Source organism: Pseudarthrobacter arbutini, from assembly GCF_054510915.1.
Window position 1 is genome coordinate 80246 of sequence record NZ_JBTNDQ010000006.1, and the last position, 16924, is coordinate 97169.

At 62.9% G+C, this 16924-nt stretch carries 15 protein-coding genes; 7 read left to right on the plus strand and 8 right to left on the minus strand.

Annotation, left to right across the window (positions count from 1 at the left end):
- Positions 1 to 83 precede the first annotated feature (83 nt).
- The 5 genes from ACX80V_RS08505 (at position 84) to ACX80V_RS08525 (ending at position 6269) form a co-directional block, all read left to right on the plus strand.
- Positions 84 to 1520 (plus strand): sugar transferase, encoded by a 1437-nt coding sequence (locus tag ACX80V_RS08505; RefSeq protein WP_485842782.1) that lies wholly within the window; start codon positions 84 to 86, stop codon positions 1518 to 1520.
- Positions 1521 to 1567: 47 nt separating this feature from the next.
- Positions 1568 to 2881: a UDP-glucose dehydrogenase family protein gene (locus ACX80V_RS08510; RefSeq protein WP_485842783.1), complete on the plus strand. Its 1314-nt coding sequence runs from the start codon at positions 1568 to 1570 to the stop codon at positions 2879 to 2881.
- 111 nt (positions 2882 to 2992) lie between these two features.
- Positions 2993 to 4756, plus strand: coding sequence for a DUF4012 domain-containing protein (locus ACX80V_RS08515; protein ID WP_485842784.1), 1764 nt, complete (start codon positions 2993 to 2995; stop codon positions 4754 to 4756).
- A 176-nt stretch (positions 4757 to 4932) separates the two neighbouring features.
- On the plus strand, positions 4933 to 5544 hold the full coding sequence (locus ACX80V_RS08520) for an LPXTG cell wall anchor domain-containing protein (protein WP_485842785.1): 612 nt from the start codon (positions 4933 to 4935) through the stop codon (positions 5542 to 5544).
- A 320-nt stretch (positions 5545 to 5864) separates the two neighbouring features.
- The gene (locus tag ACX80V_RS08525) at positions 5865 to 6269 is read left to right on the plus strand and encodes a VanZ family protein (RefSeq protein WP_485842786.1); all 405 of its coding nucleotides are present in this window, start codon (positions 5865 to 5867) and stop codon (positions 6267 to 6269) included.
- Positions 6270 to 6291: 22 nt separating this feature from the next.
- Here ACX80V_RS08525 and galU read toward each other — a convergent pair whose 3' ends face one another.
- The 8 genes from galU to ACX80V_RS08565 form a co-directional block, all read right to left on the minus strand.
- On the minus strand, positions 6292 to 7182 hold the full coding sequence (gene galU / locus ACX80V_RS08530) for a UTP--glucose-1-phosphate uridylyltransferase GalU (RefSeq protein ID WP_485842787.1): 891 nt from the start codon (positions 7180 to 7182) through the stop codon (positions 6292 to 6294).
- An 84-nt stretch (positions 7183 to 7266) separates the two neighbouring features.
- Positions 7267 to 8049, minus strand: coding sequence for an enoyl-CoA hydratase/isomerase family protein (locus tag ACX80V_RS08535; RefSeq protein ID WP_485842788.1), 783 nt, complete (start codon positions 8047 to 8049; stop codon positions 7267 to 7269).
- Positions 8050 to 8056: 7 nt separating this feature from the next.
- A complete protein-coding gene (gene paaE, locus ACX80V_RS08540; protein ID WP_485842789.1) occupies positions 8057 to 9298 on the minus strand; it encodes a 1,2-phenylacetyl-CoA epoxidase subunit PaaE in 1242 nt (413 codons plus the stop codon).
- Between the two features lie 9 nt (positions 9299 to 9307).
- The gene (paaD, locus tag ACX80V_RS08545; RefSeq protein ID WP_485842790.1) at positions 9308 to 9829 is read right to left on the minus strand and encodes a 1,2-phenylacetyl-CoA epoxidase subunit PaaD; all 522 of its coding nucleotides are present in this window, start codon (positions 9827 to 9829) and stop codon (positions 9308 to 9310) included.
- Positions 9826 to 10662: a 1,2-phenylacetyl-CoA epoxidase subunit PaaC gene (gene paaC, locus ACX80V_RS08550; RefSeq protein ID WP_485842919.1), complete on the minus strand. Its 837-nt coding sequence runs from the start codon at positions 10660 to 10662 to the stop codon at positions 9826 to 9828. The genes paaD and paaC overlap by 4 nt, the downstream gene beginning before the upstream one ends.
- A gap of 11 nt (positions 10663 to 10673) precedes the next feature.
- Complete coding sequence (paaB, locus tag ACX80V_RS08555) at positions 10674 to 11000, minus strand: 1,2-phenylacetyl-CoA epoxidase subunit PaaB (RefSeq protein ID WP_485842791.1); 327 nt, start codon at positions 10998 to 11000, stop codon at positions 10674 to 10676.
- Positions 10997 to 11989 carry a 1,2-phenylacetyl-CoA epoxidase subunit PaaA gene (gene paaA, locus ACX80V_RS08560; RefSeq protein WP_485842792.1) on the minus strand — a complete coding sequence of 331 codons (993 nt, stop codon included), beginning with the start codon at positions 11987 to 11989 and terminating at the stop codon, positions 10997 to 10999. Before paaA ends, paaB begins: the two co-directional genes overlap by 4 nt.
- A 283-nt stretch (positions 11990 to 12272) precedes the next feature.
- Complete coding sequence (locus ACX80V_RS08565; protein ID WP_485842920.1) at positions 12273 to 14723, minus strand: ice-binding family protein; 2451 nt, start codon at positions 14721 to 14723, stop codon at positions 12273 to 12275.
- 524 nt (positions 14724 to 15247) lie between these two features.
- Here ACX80V_RS08565 and ACX80V_RS08570 point away from each other — a divergent pair.
- Positions 15248 to 15763, plus strand: a complete 516-nt coding sequence (locus tag ACX80V_RS08570; protein ID WP_485842793.1) for a hypothetical protein — start codon at positions 15248 to 15250, stop codon at positions 15761 to 15763.
- A 116-nt stretch (positions 15764 to 15879) separates the two neighbouring features.
- Complete coding sequence (locus ACX80V_RS08575; RefSeq protein WP_485842794.1) at positions 15880 to 16905, plus strand: COG1361 family protein; 1026 nt, start codon at positions 15880 to 15882, stop codon at positions 16903 to 16905.
- Positions 16906 to 16924: the final 19 nt, after the last annotated feature.

Here is a 16924-nt window from a genome sequence, read left to right on the forward strand (position 1 = left end):
CATTCACGCTGACGTCGCGAAAATTCCGCCGCAGACTCGGCTGAAGGGCAATACCGGACCACACGACAATTTGGGGATGCTATTTGGGTGCCGACGCTGATTGGCGAGTTCGAACATCGCGCCGCCTGCGAGTAGTAGATGCGTTTGTTATTCTCTGGGCCGTCATGGGAGCGTACGTCGTTCGCTTTGGTATCGATTCAAGGGCAGAGGTCCCCATCTACGAGACGACTTACGGGTCGTTCTCCGTTGCGCTGGCCGTCGTTTGGTGGCTAATGCTTGGAGCTTGGAGCAGCCGAAAGAGTCACATTTTAGGCGCGGGAGCCGATGAATACAAGAGAGTTGCTGCGGCTTCTCTTTGGCTTTTCGGCTTGGTTGCAATCTTCTCGTATGTCCTTCGCGTGGACACCGCCCGGGGGTACGTCGGCATCGCTCTGCCTTCTGGTCTCCTTGGCCTTTTGCTGGCGAGGTGGCTCTTGCGACAGCACCTGAGCGTAGCCCGACAGGGCGGGCGAAGTATGTCGCGGTTACTCCTGCTAGGAGGCCATAGCGCAATCGCGCATTTGTCATCCTCACTCCACAGTTCGAAACATTCCGGGTACAAGCCCGTGGCAGCGTACTCGCCTGGCTCCGCCTCGGCGGAGGCAGTCGAACCTGAGTCGGGGCTACCAATTTTGGGCCATTCACCCGACACTCAGTCCATCCTCGATGCTATTGCTCATTGCGGTGCGGACGCCGTGGCCATATCGGCAGGGGTGCAACTTCACCCGCAGACCCTTCGTCATTTGGGTTGGGAGTTAGCCGCCCGAAATGTCGGGCTGATCATGGCCCCCGCGCTGACAGATATCGCCGGTCCTCGAATCCACACGCAGCAGGTCGCAGGGCTACCTCTGATTCACGTCACAACTCCGACACTTGAGGGCGGTCAACTGGTCGCCAAAAGGATGTTTGACCTCATCGTTTCAGGTCTACTGATTGTCGCGGCCGCCCCGGCCATGCTCATCGTCGCCGTTCTAATCAAGGCAGATGACCGCGGGCCCATAGTATTCAAACAGGAACGTGTCGGTATGGAAGGAATTCCATTCAGGATGCTCAAGTTCCGGTCGATGGTCGTCGACGCTGAGGATAGGCTCGCAGGTCTCGCGCACCAAAGCGAAGGCAATGGTGTGCTCTTTAAGTTGAAAAGTGACCCTAGGGTAACTCGCGTAGGTGGGCTCCTGCGACGATTCAGTCTGGACGAACTTCCACAACTGTTTAACATATTTTCGGGTTCCATGAGCTTGGTGGGCCCCCGTCCTCCGCTTCCTCGTGAGGTGGAGGCATACGAGCATGACGTTCGACGTCGGCTATTGGTAAAACCCGGCCTCACCGGTCTCTGGCAAGTGAGTGGCCGTTCCAACCTTTCTTGGCAAGACTCGGTGCGCCTCGATTTGTACTACGTAGAAAATTGGTCGTTGGCCGGAGATGTCATCATCATGTTGCGGACAGTCAAAGCTGTTTTCGGCAGCACCGGGGCTTACTAGCCTGCATCTCTCCATCACAAAGTGCCCTCCGGGGGAAGGAAACAGTTATGAGAATCTCAGTCATCGGGTGTGGCTATTTGGGTGCAGTCCATGCTGCCTGCATGGCGAAGCTGGGGCACGAAGTTGTTGGCATTGATGTGGACGCACGGAAAATTGAAGAACTGTCCGCCGCACGGGCGCCGTTTTACGAGCCTGGGCTGGAAGAACTCCTGCGAGAAGTCCAGGAAACGGGAAGGCTGTCGTTCACCACTGACCTATCGGCCGCCGCAGGAAGCGCTGTGCATTTCATTTGTGTCGGTACCCCTCAGAAGAAGGGGGAAAACGCTGCGGATCTGACATATGTCGACGCCGCGACAACAGGACTCCTTCCCTACGTTCTCCCAGGCGACGTTGTAGTCGGAAAGTCGACGGTGCCTGTGGGAACAGCCTCACGGCTGTCGGCTCTTCTCCGCGCAGAACAACCTGAAGCGCATTTAGTGTGGAATCCCGAATTCCTCCGCGAGGGCCATGCCGTTGCTGACACGCTTCACCCCGATAGATTCGTATACGGAGTCAGCGATGGTTCCGAGGACCATCCTGCAGTGGCCATCTTGGATGGCGTCTACTCGGCTCCACTCGCATCGGGCACCCCCCGTCTTGTCACCGACCATCCGACCGCTGAACTCGTTAAGGCCGCCGCGAATTCATTCCTCGCAACCAAAATTTCATTCATCAACGCAATGGCTGAAGTATGCGAAGCAGCGGGGGCAGACGTTACGCAACTCGCTGACGCTATCGGCATGGATGATCGGATTGGCCGGAAATTCCTGCATGCGGGCATAGGCTTTGGCGGAGGCTGTCTACCGAAGGACATCCGTGCATTCATGGCCCGTGCCGGAGAGCTTGGGGCCGATCAGGCGCTAACTTTCCTTCGCGAGGTCGATGCCATCAACATGCGTCGCAGAACCCGCGTAGTAGAGCTTGCTCGCGACTTATGCGAGGGGTCCCTGCTGGGTAAACGAGTCACGGTGCTGGGCGCCGCGTTTAAGCCCGAGAGCGACGACGTCCGCGACTCTCCTGCCCTCAGCATTGCTGCGCAACTGCAACTTCAAGGTGCTGTTGTTACGGTGACTGATCCTAAAGCCCTGCCAAACGCCGCCCGTAGATTCCCCGAACTCCACTACGAATCCGACACTACGGCCGCCGTCCAGAAGGCCGACGCTCTCCTCCTACTTACTGAGTGGCAGGAGTATCGCGACCTCGACCCTTACCACTTGGAAGAGTCAGTATCTTCACGCCGGATCCTTGACGGCCGCAACGTCTTGGACCCCGCCAAATGGCGTGCGGCTGGGTGGATCTACCGAGGCTTGGGCCGACCCTGAATGGCGGGCAACCAAGAAATCCAAGACAGTACAGTCACGTCCCGGCGGAGGCGGCTTTCAAAGTCTCGTAAAAGCCCCCTTGGCCGGCCTCTCTTGCTCGCTCTGGCATGTTTGGGACTCCTTATTCTCGTCACCGGGACGGGAGCAGCTTGGCTGGCAAGCAAGGCATCGGCCATAAACTCCGAACTCAAAGCTGCCACCGCCCTGGTCGCGCCACTGAAAGAGGCGATCACCGCTGACAACTCGGGTGAGGCGTCTTCGACCGTCGAACAACTTCGAGCCCACACAGCAGCAGCGAAGGAAGCCGCGAATGACCCTTTGTGGACCTTGGCCTCGAGTGTGCCCGGCCTAGGTTCGAACTTCAGCGCGGTGGCTGAGGTTGCGCGTACGGCAGACGATGTGGCCACCCTGGGTCTCGCACCGCTCGTAAAGGTTTACAGCTCCCTTGATTGGGAAGCACTGCTCCCCAGCACCTCGGGCACTGATCTCGCACCGCTGGAGGCAGCCTCCCCCAGCATTTCGGCTGCGGCGAATGCCGTTCGGCTGTCAGCCGACAGGCTAAATCAACTCGATGACAGCACGCTGTTACCTCAAGTTGCCGACCCCCTGACCCGAGCAAGAGACCAGTTGCGGGACGTAACTGGGGCCCTGGACGCAGCCGCTAACGCCTCGAACGTCGCGCCGGGCATGCTGGGTGCACAAGCGCAACGTAACTACCTCCTCATCATCCAAAACAATGCCGAAGCTCGGGCGTCTGGCGGCATACCTGGTGCCCTTGCCGTTCTTAGCCTCGACAAAGGCAAACTGACGCTGGGCTCTCAGAGCAGCGCTGGAGCTGTAGGCATCATGTCGCCCGTCGTGCCCGTGGACGCCGAGCAGCAACAGATCTACTCCGGTCGCATGGGAAAGTTCATGCAAGATGTGAACCTAACGCCGGACTTTCCAACGGCGGCCGGAACCGCTCAAGCCATGTGGGAAAGAAAGACCGGTCAGCGTGTCGACGGAGTGTTCTCCATCGACCCAGTAGCTCTGAGCTACATCTTGGATGCAACCGGCCCCGTAAAGATCACGCAACCTGATCTCGTGGCACTCGCCAGTGTGGGCTTGCCAACTGAGCTAACGGGTAAGAACGTCGTTCAAACCCTACTCTCTGACGTGTACGGAAAAATCGAGCAGCCACGCCTCCAAGATGCCTACTTCGCCGGCGTCGCTCAGGAGATTTTCGCAGCCTTGTCTGACGGCAAGGGTGACGCGAAAGGCCTTATCGAAGGACTCACGCGCGGAACCGAAGAGGGGCGTGTTCTGGTCTGGTCTGGAATGCCGGCGGAACAGGCTGTCCTAGCCAAGTACGCTTTGAGCGGATCCATGGCAGGACCCAGCGTCGCGCCCGCGCAGTTCGGTGTCTACTTCAACGACGGCACTGGCGCGAAGATGGATTATTACGTCAAGCGAACCGTCCAACTGATCAAAGAATGCCCCAGGGACGGATACGAGCAAACAACCGTTCGGGTCACCAGCACCAACAACGCGCCATCCGACGCAGCCACTTCATTGCCAGCATACGTAACGGGAGACGGCAACTTTGGCGTACCCCCGGGTTCCGTCCAAACAAACATTGTGGCTTACGGGCCTATCCAAGCCAATGCAGAGACTGCCAAGGTGGACGGGCAAAGAACCGACTTCGCTCCATACATCCACAGCAATAGACCCGTAAGCGTTATGGCGATCAAGCTTGCCCCGGGTGAAAGCCGCACAGTGGAGTTCACATTCGGGAAAATCGTGCAACACACCGAACCTAACGTCGTTGTCACGCCCACCGTCCAAGCAGTCAAGGATGTGATCTTGCCCACAGAAAATTCGTCATGTGGACAATAATCGTGGACAGCGCGTTAACACTATGTAAACCGACTGGATTGAGATTGCTGGCCACTGGAAGTGGATGGTAACGTCATGTGTGGGATATACATCCGGGATTTCCGCACAGGTCTCGTGCGGAGGGGAACCTCCTCAATTCGGATACACCAAAACTTAACGTCTCCGGGGGGACAACAATGAAAAAAACGCTCGCAGCATTCGCACTTGCAGGATCTCTCGCGCTCGTCGGCACTGCGCCGGCCATCGCCGCCAACTACCCGCCCATCCCGCCGCAGGCCGCCGTGTCTGACGGCACCGTTGGCCCGGGCGAAACATTCGTCTTCCGGGGCCGTGGCCCCTTTGTTGGCGAATCCCTCACCATCACTGTGACCCCAGGCAACCCGCCCGCAGCCTCCGGCGCCACCATCGGTGGTACTTCGGTATCGGCAAAGATCCCCGTCTTCCAGGCCCCGCAGACCTTGCAGTCTCAGGCTGACGCTCAGGGCAACTACTCCGTACCGATCGCGATAACCGAAGCCGGTACCTACCTGATCACTGCGACTGGTAACACGACCGGCCTGTCCGTTGGCCCGGTCACCGTGGTTGTGGACCCGAGTTTCGCCAGCAACGGTGCACCGCTATCCAACACCGGCGGCGCTCCGCTGGCTAACACCGGTACTGGCCTGGCCAACACCGGCGCGGATTCTGGCCTCATCCTCTGGACCCTGGTGGGCGCCGGTGCACTGGCTGCCGGCGCAGCCTCCGTAGTCGTAGTTCGCCGCCGCGCCAAGACCGAGGCAGCAGCGTAACCGCAACACCCACAAGCACCAAAGAGGGTGGGTGGTACTCCGGGAAACCGGAGCACCACCCACCCTCTGCATTTAAGTTTGAATCATCGCCGAAAGTGATTCCGGCGTGGTATCTATTAGTTCTATGGGGAGACATTGGCGCAGAACACCTTGGCAGTTCGACTTCTCCCTCCGGTTGCCCTGCTCGCGGGCGCTCCCCTACATACTTTTGGGAATGTTGGCTGTGGCTTCACTAACAGCCGCCACGCTGGCCCTGCTGAGAACCACCTGAGGGTGTCTTGAGAGGCCCCGGTAACCCGAGGTTCTGGCGCGTTGTTCTGATGATCATGCTGGTGCCGCTGGCACTCGTCGCTTTCTGGCCCAGCCCCGTCGATCAACCCGTGCAGGGCGAGCTCGCCAGCGTCCTGAAATTCCTCCACGCCCACGGAATTCCTTCGTGGTTCAATTACCAATTCGTCGAAGCATCCGCCAACGTCGTACTTTTCATTCCGCTCGGCGCGGTGGCAGCCCTGGCGTATCCAATAAAATACTCGTGGCAGATAGGAATTTTGGGGCTAATAGTCTCATGCTGTATCGAACTGGGCCAGCTGCTGTTTCTTCACAATCGGTTCGCGAGCCCGCTGGATATTGTCACAAACACAGGAGGGGCTGTAATTGGCGCTCTCTGGGTCGCTGCGGCCCTTAAAAGCCTACATGCCCGCCGCTGGTCGGCGGCGGGCCTGTAGTGCGTTACAGAAGCGTCAGGGTCTAGCCCACGAAGGCCTTTAGCCACGTCTTCAGGTCCTCGCCGAACTCCACGCGCTCGGAAGCCAGCGTAATGACAGCCTTGAGGTAGCTCAGCTTGTCGCCAGTGTCGTAGCGGCGGCCTTTGAACACCACGCCATACACGCCCGAGCCTTCATCCTCGCCAGCGGCCAGGGTCTGGAGCGCATCGGTCAGCTGGATCTCCCCGCCGCGGCCCGGCTCCGTGTTCTCCAGAACACCGAAGACTGACGGGTGCAGCACGTACCGGCCGATGACGGCCAGGTTTGACGGCGCTTCGTCTGCAGCCGGCTTCTCCACCAGGCTGTTCACCCGGACGAAGTCCTCGCCCTCAATGGCGGTGATGTCCGCGCAGCCGTATGCACTGATCTCCGAGGGGTCCACCTCGATGAGGGCGACAACCGAACCGCCGGTCTTCTGCTGCACCTCGATCATGGTGGTGAGGAGAGTCTCGGCCTCATCGATGAGGTCGTCGCCCAGGAGGACGGCGAACGGTTCGTTGCCTACGTGCTGGCTGGCGCACAGCACCGCGTGGCCCAGGCCCTTGGCCTCGCCTTGGCGGACGTAGTGGATAGGACCAAGATCAGAAGCCTCGTGGACCAGGTCCAGGCGACCCTGATCGCCCTTCAGCTCCAGCGCGCGCTCCAAGCCGGGTTCACGGTCGAAGTGGTCCTCAAGGGCTCGCTTGCTGCGCCCCGTGATCATCAAAATGTCGTCGAGGCCGGCCTTGACGGCTTCCTCGACGACATACTGGATGGCCGGGCGGTCAACCACCGGCAGCATTTCCTTCGGCATTGCCTTCGTGGCGGGCAGGAAGCGAGTCCCCAGACCGGCAGCAGGAATGACGGCTTTAGTAATAGATTTCCCCATAGTCATAGGTGAACCTTACAAATCGTTGGGGGAAACTGGCAATTGAGTGATTTGATTTCGACAAGCTCAATCCGGTTTGGGCGGGCGCAATCACCGGCCTTTGAAGACAGGTGCTCGCTTCTCTTGGAACGCCCTGAAACCTTCGGCATAGTCTGCGCTCTTGCAAAGCCGCGCCTGCTCCGCATTTTCCTCGGCCATGGCGTCCCACAGGCCCAGCCGCTGGTCGCGGATGTTTGCCACCAGCTCCTTGCTCGCCGTGAACGCGCCCGTGGCGCCGGCGGCAACCTTCGTCACAATTTCCCGGGTGTTGGCCAACAATTCATTCGCAGGCATGGCCCGGCTGAAAAGACCCTGAGCCACGGCCTCCGTGCCGGACATGAGTTCGGCCGTGTAGATCAGGTCCAGCGTCCGGTGCATGCCCAGCCGCTCGGTGAAGTACCAATGCCCTCCCGAATCCAGCGTGGCGCCCAGCTTGGCGAACGGCGAGCCGAACTTGGCGTTCTCCGCCACGTACACCACGTCCGTGGCGAGCAGCAGGCCCAGCCCTACGCCCAGGCACGCACCCTGGGCGGCGGCGAACGTCGGCGCCGGGAACGCGCTCATCTTCTTCAGCAGCGGCTGCACCAGCCCGCCCAGGTACGCTTCGGCGTCGTCCGTTTCCGGCGTCACGCCCGAAATGTCACGGCCCGCGCAGAAGGCGCGGCCCTCTCCCCTGAGCAGCAATGCCCGCACCTCACCGCGCGAGGCGGCGGCAGCGGCGTCGTCGTACGCCTGTGTTAAACCCGCGAGCGCCTGCTCGTCGAGGGAGTTGAGCTTGTACGGCGCGTCCAGGACGATTTCGGCGACGCCGTTGGCGATGGAGAGGGAGATCATGGGTTCCTTAAACGTCGAAGTCGACTGTTACTTCTTTGCTCGTGGGATGGCTCTGGCAGGTCAGGACGTACCCCTTGTCCAGTTCATCCTGCTCCAGCGCGTAGTTTTCGTCCATGGTCACGGTCCCGGTGACCAGTTTGGCGCGGCACGTGCCGCACACTCCCCCGGCGCACGCGAACGGCACGTCCGCGCGGACCCGCAGCGCCGCGTTCAGGATCGACTCGCGGGCGTGCGTGGGGCTGGCCACGTCGCCCTGCAGGCCGTCCAGCTTGAAGGTGATCTTGTACGTCTCCTGGGACTCGTCCACCACCACGGGGCGGCCGGCGTGCCCCTCCGGGCGGTCCGGCTTGCCCGACGTGAACAGTTCGAACCGCACGTGCTCCGGCTTCACCCCGCGCTCGGCCAGGGTGTCCCGGCACAGCTGCACCAGCTCGAACGGCCCGCACAGGAACCACTCGTCCACATCGTCCGCGTGGATGGCGGTGCCCAGCAGCTGCTGGAGCTTCCCGGCGTCGATCCGTCCACTGAGCAGCGGCGCGATCCGCTGCTCGCGGGACAGCACGTGGTGGATGGCCAGCCGCTGCGGGTACTTGTCCTTCAGGTCCGCCAGCTCCTCCAGGAACATCACGTCCATGGCGGCCTTGTTGGCGTAGATCAGGTCAAAGCGCGTCTCCGGGTTGGCCGCCAGCAGCGTCCGGGCGATGGCAATCACCGGCGTGATGCCGCTCCCCGCCGCGATGGCCACAAACGTGCCCGCCCCCTGGGAGGCTGCCTCCCCCGCCAGCTCCTCCGGGTTGTTCATGGAGTTCATGACGTTCTGCTCCACGGCCTTGCCGTCCCGGCCGTGCTTGGACACAAACGCGCCCATGGGGCTCATGACGTCCAGGGTGTCCCCCGCCTTCAGCTCCGCGTTGGCCCACGTGGAGAACAGCCCGCCCAGGTCCTGCTTCACAGCCACCCGGATCTCGCTGCTGCCGTCCGGAAAGGTGCGCGGCTCCGCGCAGATGGAGTAGCTGCGGCGGATCTCGTGCGGCTCGCCGGTCTCATCCGGCAGCGTGGTGCGCAGGGCCACGTACTGGCCCGGCAGGTAGTCGAACTGGCCGGCGAGCTCCTGGGGGACTCCGAACGTCACCTCGATGGCATCCTCGGTCAGCCGGCGCACCTCCGCCACAGCGAGCGTGTGGAAGGACGGACGACGGCGGCCGCTGGCTAGCGCCGATTCGGCGGCGGTCTGGCGCACAACAGGCATGGGGCTTCCTTACAGGACTTTGAAGTAGTCGAACGGTTCCAGGCAGTCCTTGCAGACGTACAGCGCCTTGCAGGACGTGGAGCCGAACCGGGTGAGCTCCTTGGTGTTCAGGCTGGAGCACTGCGGGCATTTCACGGCCATTTTGAGCCTGATGGGGCCGCTGTGGCCGCCGGCTGCTGCCATGCCCGACGGCGGCGCGATGCCGTACTCCCGCAGCTTCGCCTTCCCGGCCTCTGTCATCCAGTCCGTGGTCCAGGCCGGGGCGAGCACCAGGTCCACCTCTGCTTTGTAGCCCTCCTTGGCGAAGGCGGCCTTCAGGTCGTCGCGGATGGCGTCCATGGCCGGGCAGCCCGAGTAGGTGGGCGTGATGGTAACCCGGACTCTTTGGTCCTCTGTCGCTTGCACGTCGCGGAGGATCCCCAGGTCCTCAATGGTGAGCACGGGGATTTCCGGATCGCAGACCGTGGCGGCGATATCCCACGCCTGCTGCTGTTGTGTCTGCTCATGCGCAGCGGTGGCCACGGCGGTCACCAGCTTGCTCCGGGATGCTCCCGGGCGAGCACCTGCATCTCCGCGAGGAGGTAACCTAGGTTCTCGGAGTGCCGGCCGTGCCGACCGCCGCCGGGGGCAGCCGGGACGTCCGGCACCTCCAACTCGGCTTCCGCCAGGATCTCCCCGGTCAGCCGGTCAAAGTCTGCGCGCAAACTGGAAGGCTCGACGGCGGCGTCCGTTTCAGCCAGGCGCGTGGTCAGCTCATCGTCCTGGAAGAGCTCGGCGACGTACGGCCACATCTGCTTCAGGCCTTGGATCATCCGGGTGCGGGATTCGTCCGTGCCGCCGGCCAGGCGCAGGACCCACTGGGCGCTGTGGTCCCGGTGGTAGTCCACTTCCTTCACTGCTTTGGCGGCGATGGCGGCCAGGGTCGCGTCGGTGGATTCTGTGAGCCGGCGGTAGAGCTCGAACTGGTAGTAGCTCACGATGAACTGCCGGGCGATGGTGGCTGCGAAGTCGCCGTTGGGCTGCTCAAAGATGGCGGCCGACCGGAACTCATGCTCGCGCCGGAAGTAGGCGAGATCATCCTCTGTCTTGTCCCAGGCGCCGCCGGCGTAGGTGAGGAAGCTCCGGGCGTGGCCCAGCTGGTCCAGGGCGATGTTGCCCAGGGCCACGTCCTCCTCCAGCTCGGGGCCGCGGGAGATCCAGTGGCCCAGGCGCTGCGCAAGGATCAGGCCGTCGTCCCCGAGGCGCAGCGCGTACTCGGCCACGTCCTCGGTGGGCCTGGCCAGGCCGGTACGGACCTCCAGGGCGATGTCCTCGGGGCGCAGCGCGTTGCCGGGGGTGATGCGGGTGGCGGATTCCCCGCCCATGGGTGCAGAGTTCACAGGTGCTTCACGCCTTCGCTCTTGGTGTAATACGTGGCGTGCCGGTAGTCCTTGCCCTGCGGGGACTCGAAGAATGCGCCCTTGGAGTCCGGATCGCTGGCCGCGATGGCGTCGGCCGGGACCACCCAGATGGACACACCTTCGTTGCGGCGGGTGTAGAGGTCGCGGGCGTTGCGCAGGGCCATGGCAGCATCCGGTGCGTGCAGCGACCCGGCATGGACGTGGGACAGGCCTCGGCTCGACCGGACAAAGACCTCCCACAGGCCCCACGCCCTTTCGGTGGTTGAGCCTGTCGAAACCTCCGGGCCTTGTGTCTCGCTCATGCTGCGTATTCCTTTGTCTTTATTGACTGTTTTGCTGCATACGCCGCGGCTGCTTCGCGGACCCAGGCGCCGTCGTCGTGCGCTTCCCTCCGGCGCTCAAGGCGCTGGGCGTTGCAGGGGCCGCGACCGGCCAGGACTTCGTGGAACTCGTTCCAGTCCAGCGGGCCGTGCTCCCACTTTTTGGTGTCCTCGTTGAAGCGGATCTCGCTGTCCGGGAGGGTGAGGCCCAGCACGCGGACCTGCTCCACCATCATTCCCACGAAGCGGCTGCGGAGTTCGTCGTTGCTGAAGCGCTTGATGTTCCAGGCCATGGACTGGCGGGAGTTGGGCGAATCGTCGTCCGGCGGGCCGAACATCATCAGCGCCGGGGCATACCAGCGGTTCACGGCGTCCTGCGCCATCTGCTTCTGCTCCGGGGTGCCGTGGGCGAGTTCCAGCAGGATCTCGAAGCCCTGGCGCTGGTGGAACGACTCTTCCTTGCAGACGCGTACCATGGCGCGGCCGTAGGGGCCGTAGGAGGCGCGGCACAGCGGCACCTGGTTGCAGATGGCGGCGCCGTCCACCAGCCAGCCGATAGCGCCCATGTCCGCCCACGTCACGGCCGGGTAGTTGAAGATGCTGGAGTAGCGGGCCTTGCCGGCGATGAGATCGGCCATCATCTTGTCCCTGCTTTGGCCCAGGGTCTCTGCCGCGGAGTACAGGTACAGCCCGTGGCCGGCCTCGTCCTGGACCTTCGCCATGAGGATGGCCTTGCGCTTCAGGCTCGGGGCGCGGGAAATCCAGTTGGCTTCCGGCTGCATCCCGATGATCTCCGAGTGCGCGTGCTGGGAGATCTGGCGCAGGAGGGTCTTGCGGTAGGCGTCCGGCATCCAGTCTTTTGGTTCAATGCGGGAGTCTTCGGCGATCACGCGGTCAAAGTTGGCCTGGCCGTCCGCGTCTTGGCGGTCATTGGCCTGGCTGTCCGCGTTGCGCTGGGCGTTGGCTTCCATGGTTGCTCCTATGCACCTGCCTGGATTGGTTCGATTTATTTACCGACCGTTCGTTCAGGATATGCGCAGGGCGCGGAGGGCGTCAAGGAGGGGCCCTGTGGTTGAGCTTGCCGAAACCCGGACCCGACGACCTCGACCACCGGGCCGCGGCGACGCGCACATTCCTTGTCGACGCGCATTTTCCCTGACGCGGCCCGTATTCCGTGCGCGTCAGAGCGGATGCGGGTCGAGAGTCGAGGTGCGTGTCGACCGTGGTTGCCCGACACATGGGTTTTGGGCCTACTTAGAGCACGGAATGGGTGATGGTGGCGGAGTAGACGCCGGCGATGGCGCTGTCCGGGATGGCCACGTTGATTACCGGGTTCCAGGTTGCGGAGTTGTCACCGGTGATTTCGGTGGCTGTTACAGCACGAACAACTCCGCTCAGATCCCCCGGATCATTCGCTGCGTAGGTGGCGGTGCCCACTTTCGTGATCGGTCCCGCGGTGTAGCCGACTCCCTTGGCAGGGATGACACGTCCAGTGGGTGTGGCGAAGTCGGTGGAAGCGACGCTCGCGACCCACCCTGACCCGGCACCCGCATGGCGAGTGTCGCTCACTTGCACCTGCCCCAAAGCGCCGCTGATGGTCCCCCCGCCAGCCGTGGGCGGACCGGAGCCAAGGTTGCCGGCGTCTGTGGGCACGGTGATCGAAAGACTGCCTCCCACCAACGTGAGGGTTTGGGTTGCGGTGCCGGTGTTGCCGGCGGGGTCCGTTACCGAGGCCGTGACGGTGTGTGGGCCCGCTGTCAGCATTGCCGCCGTGACGGCCCAAACGCCGCCGGATTGGACCGCCGTCGTCAGTGTCTGTCCGGCGACCGTCACGGTCACTGTGGTTGAGGATGCCGCGTCAGTGCTGCCGGTGATGGTGGGGGTTGCGTCGTTTGTGGAGGCCTCCGCGCCGCCGGTAATAGTCACGACGGGGTCCGAGATCGTGGTGACGGTATTGCCGGCCAAAGTGACCGTGTCGCGGGAGAGCGCACGGCCGGCGAGGCTTCCGCCGGCGCCGACGGTGATGGCCCCGGCCGCCATGATCGTGCCGGAGAAGGAGGATGATGCGCCTGTTCCCGCGGCGCCAAGGACCTGCCAGAAGACGTGTTGAGACTTGGCGCCGTTGATGAGGTTGATCCGGCTGGTGGCAGCGGTATTGAGGGCGGCGCCGACCTGGAAGATGAAGACCGCGTTCGGATCCCCCTGCCCGTCCAGGGTCATGGTCCCCGTCAGGGCGAAGGCGGCAGAAGTGTGGTGCACTCCGGGGGTGAAGGTCCTGCCGTTGTTGTCCCCGGCGAAGCTGGCCGTCGGGACGCGGGCGCCAGCGTTGTTGTACGCCACCAGCAAGTCCGCCTGAGCCTGGGCCGCCTGGCCACCGGTGCGGATGGACCCGTTCACCATGCCCGGCGGGAACCCAACCACTGCGGTGCCCGGACTGACCCCGAGGTCCCCGCTGACGACCGACACTCCCACGCTGGTGACCATCGTTCCGGCCAGTACCGAATACGTCCCCGCAGCACCCAAACCCACCAGGGCGATGGTTGTATCCACAGTGAGCGCCTGGGCTGCGGTCCCGGTGTTCCCGGCCATATCGGTTACTGAAACCAACACAGAATGCGTCCCATTGACCAAGGTTGCCGTGGTGACCGCCCACGTCCCACCGGACTGGACCGGTGTGGTCAGCGTTTGCCCTGCAACCGAGACCGTCACTGTCGTCCCGGCCACTGCATCTACAGTCCCCGCGATGGTGGGCGTGGCCGTGTTCGTGGCACTCGCGGCACCGCCGGTGATGGTTACCACCGGGACCGAGGTGTCGACGGTGAGGGTTTGGGCTGCAGCGCCGGTAAATCCTGCCAGATTTGTTATTGAGGCCATTACCGTGTGGGCGCCGTCCGTCAGTGTTGCGGCCGTGATTGCCCAGGTGCCGCCGGGTTGGACGGTTGTTGTCAGTGTCTGTCCGGCGACCGTCACGGTTACTGTGGTTGAAGTGGCCGCGTCCGTGGTGCCGGTAATGGTGGGGGTCGCGTCGTTTGTGGAGGCCGCCGCGCCGCCGGTGATGGTCACGACGGGGTCCGAGATCGTGGTGACGGCATTGCCGGCCAGGGTGACCGTGTCGCGGGAAAGCGCACGGCCGGCGAGCGTTCCGCCGGCACCGATGGTGATGGCTCCGGCGGCCATGATAGTGCCTGAGAAGGAGGATGATGCGCCTGTTCCCGCGGCACCGACGACCTGCCAGAAGATGTGAGGAGCCTTGGCCCCGTTGATCAGGCTGATCTGGCTGTCTGCGGCGGTGTTGAGGGCGGCGTCGACCTGGAAGATGAAGACCGCATTCGGATCCCCCTGCCCGTCCAGGGTCATGGTCCCGGTCAGCGCGAAGGCTGTGGCGGTGTGGTGAACGCCGGGGGTAAAGGTGCGGCCGTTGTTGTCGCCGGCGAAGCTGGCCGTCGGTGTGCGGGAGGCAGCGTTGTTGTACGCGGCCAGCAGGTCCGCCTGGGCCTGGGCTGCCTGGTCCCCGGTGCGGATGGCCCCGTTGACGATGCCCGGCGGGAAACCCACGACGTCGGTCCCGGGGCTGACGCCAAGATCACCGCTCAGGGTGGTCGCGTCGGTGCTGGTCACCATGGTTCCGGCCAGCACCGAATACGTTCCCGCAGCACCCAAACCCACTGGGGCGGCGGCAAAAGCGAGAGAGGGATTGGAAAGCATGCTCACAAACAGCAGCGCGCAGGTTAGGGCCGCAGTCCGGGCGACCGCCGGCCACCGGGCGGCGAGAGATCCTGCGACGCGTGGAGTCTCGGCTGGCTTCTTTCGCACTGTTTCGGATGCCTTCCACAACATTAAATGTTGGAAGGCGCCCATAAAGAGCAGAGAACCGTCCCCCAAGGAGGAACCTAGCCGTTTACCCCCACCTCCGCAATGTCCGCGGATAACAGTGAACGCAATTCCGGTAAACATGCACCGAAGAATCCATTGTGACTGGATCAATTGACTTTCAGCTGAAACAAGCACACAGTGACGCCATACACCACGTCGTTGGTGATATCCGTTTTGGTGGGGGCTACAGCACGGATTACTTATTGCTCTCACGCGATGAGCCGGCCAGCAGGCCGGAAGCGGGAAAACCAGCAAATAGCTGAATTGCTTTCTAGCTCACCGTCAATGTCGACACGCATCAAGCGATTCACCCTGGTCCAACACTCATCTTGTCTCAACTAATGGGGTCTCAACTCATGGGTTCAATCACCCGCACCGTACTCGTCCTTGCCTGCTCCGCAGCCCTGGCCGGAGGCATTGCCCTGCCGGCTTCTGCCGCTGACACAACCACCACGGTCACCATCACCAGCGGCTTCCTCACACTCACTGCGCCTGCCAGCGCCGCTCTTTCGACCGGGACGCCGGGCGCTGACTCCACTGTCACGCTTGGGGACACCACAGTGACCGACGCCCGCGCGGGAACCACTAACTGGATAGCAACGGTGAGCCTGCCAGCACTGACGGCTTCTGGTCAGACCATCCCCACTACAGGGGCCAGCTACCTCGCGTCCACGGCAGGTCTCACCGGCGGCCCGACGCTCAACGCCCCAGCAACCCGGCTCGATCTGTCAACCACTCCAAAGGTCTCTCAGGCCACGTCAGTTGTAAGCGGCAACAACACTGCGGTCTGGACCGCGCTCCTAACGGTGCCGATCCCGGCCCAGGTGTTGGCAGGCACATACTCAGGGACTTTGACGCAGTCCGTCTCCTAGGCAAGCCAGAAAACTGTGTCCGGAGTCCGACGTCGGCCATCATTTTAATCTGTTGGCCCCATGTTCGTCACTCAACCAGCGGTGCCAACAAACAAGGGTTTTAGGTTTTGCGTTCTGTGATCACAGCTTTCTGTCTGCTCATCCTGGCCCTGGTGCCGGCCTCTCCGGGGACGGCCCAGGCTCTGCCCGAATCCCATGTTTCGTCCGCCAGTACGCCGCCGTTGCCCCAGCCGTCAGGGATCGGGATCCGTCTGTTGGACGTTCCGGCCGCCACCCAGACGGATCCGCGTGCCCGGTCCTATATCGTGGACAGGCTGGCGCCTGGCACCGGAATACACCGACGAATCCAAGTGCAAAACAACTCCACCGCCGCGCAGTCGGTGCGGATCTACACCGGGGCGGCCCAAATCCAGGAGGGCTCTTTCGTCGGTGACAATGACCCGGCCGTGAATGAGCTGACCACCTGGACCTCAGTCGATCGCCCGCAAGTGGAACTGCCCGCCGGGGAATCAGCTGACGTTCTGGTGACCATCGATGTTCCCTCGGACGCCTCCGAGGCTGAGCAGTATGCCGCTGTGTGGGCAGAAGTGCGGAACGCGCCGGCCAAAGGGAGCAACGTTGTCCAGGCCAGCAGGGTGGGAATCCGCATCTACCTGTCGGTCGGCCCGGGAAACGGCCAGCCGGCTGACTTCCGCATCACATCTCTCACCGCTGCCCGGGACGCCCAGGGCAACCCACAGGTGACCGCAGTTGTTACCAACACCGGAGGCAGGGCCCTGGACATCACCGGTGACTTGACCCTCTCCAAAGGCCCTGGCGGAATTTCCGCTGGCCCCTTCAGCGCGCAAAAGGCGCTGACCCTTGCTCCTGGAAAGGACGGGACCGTTGTCACCACCCTCGATCCCGCACTTCCCAACGGGCCTTGGAACGCCCAGCTGCAGCTCAAAAGCGGACTAGTGGAACACGAAGCCGCAGCCAGCATTACCTTCCCGGACTCCGGCCAGGGAGAAACCGTCGAACCTGCACCGGAAGCAGGCTTCCCCTGGATAGCTCTAGGTACCGGGGCAGCATTCCTGTTCATCGCTGCGGCGTTGCTGTGGTGGTGGCTGCGAAGGCGGAACACGGCCGACATCAAGGCCTGAACACAAGCAAGCTCTTCCC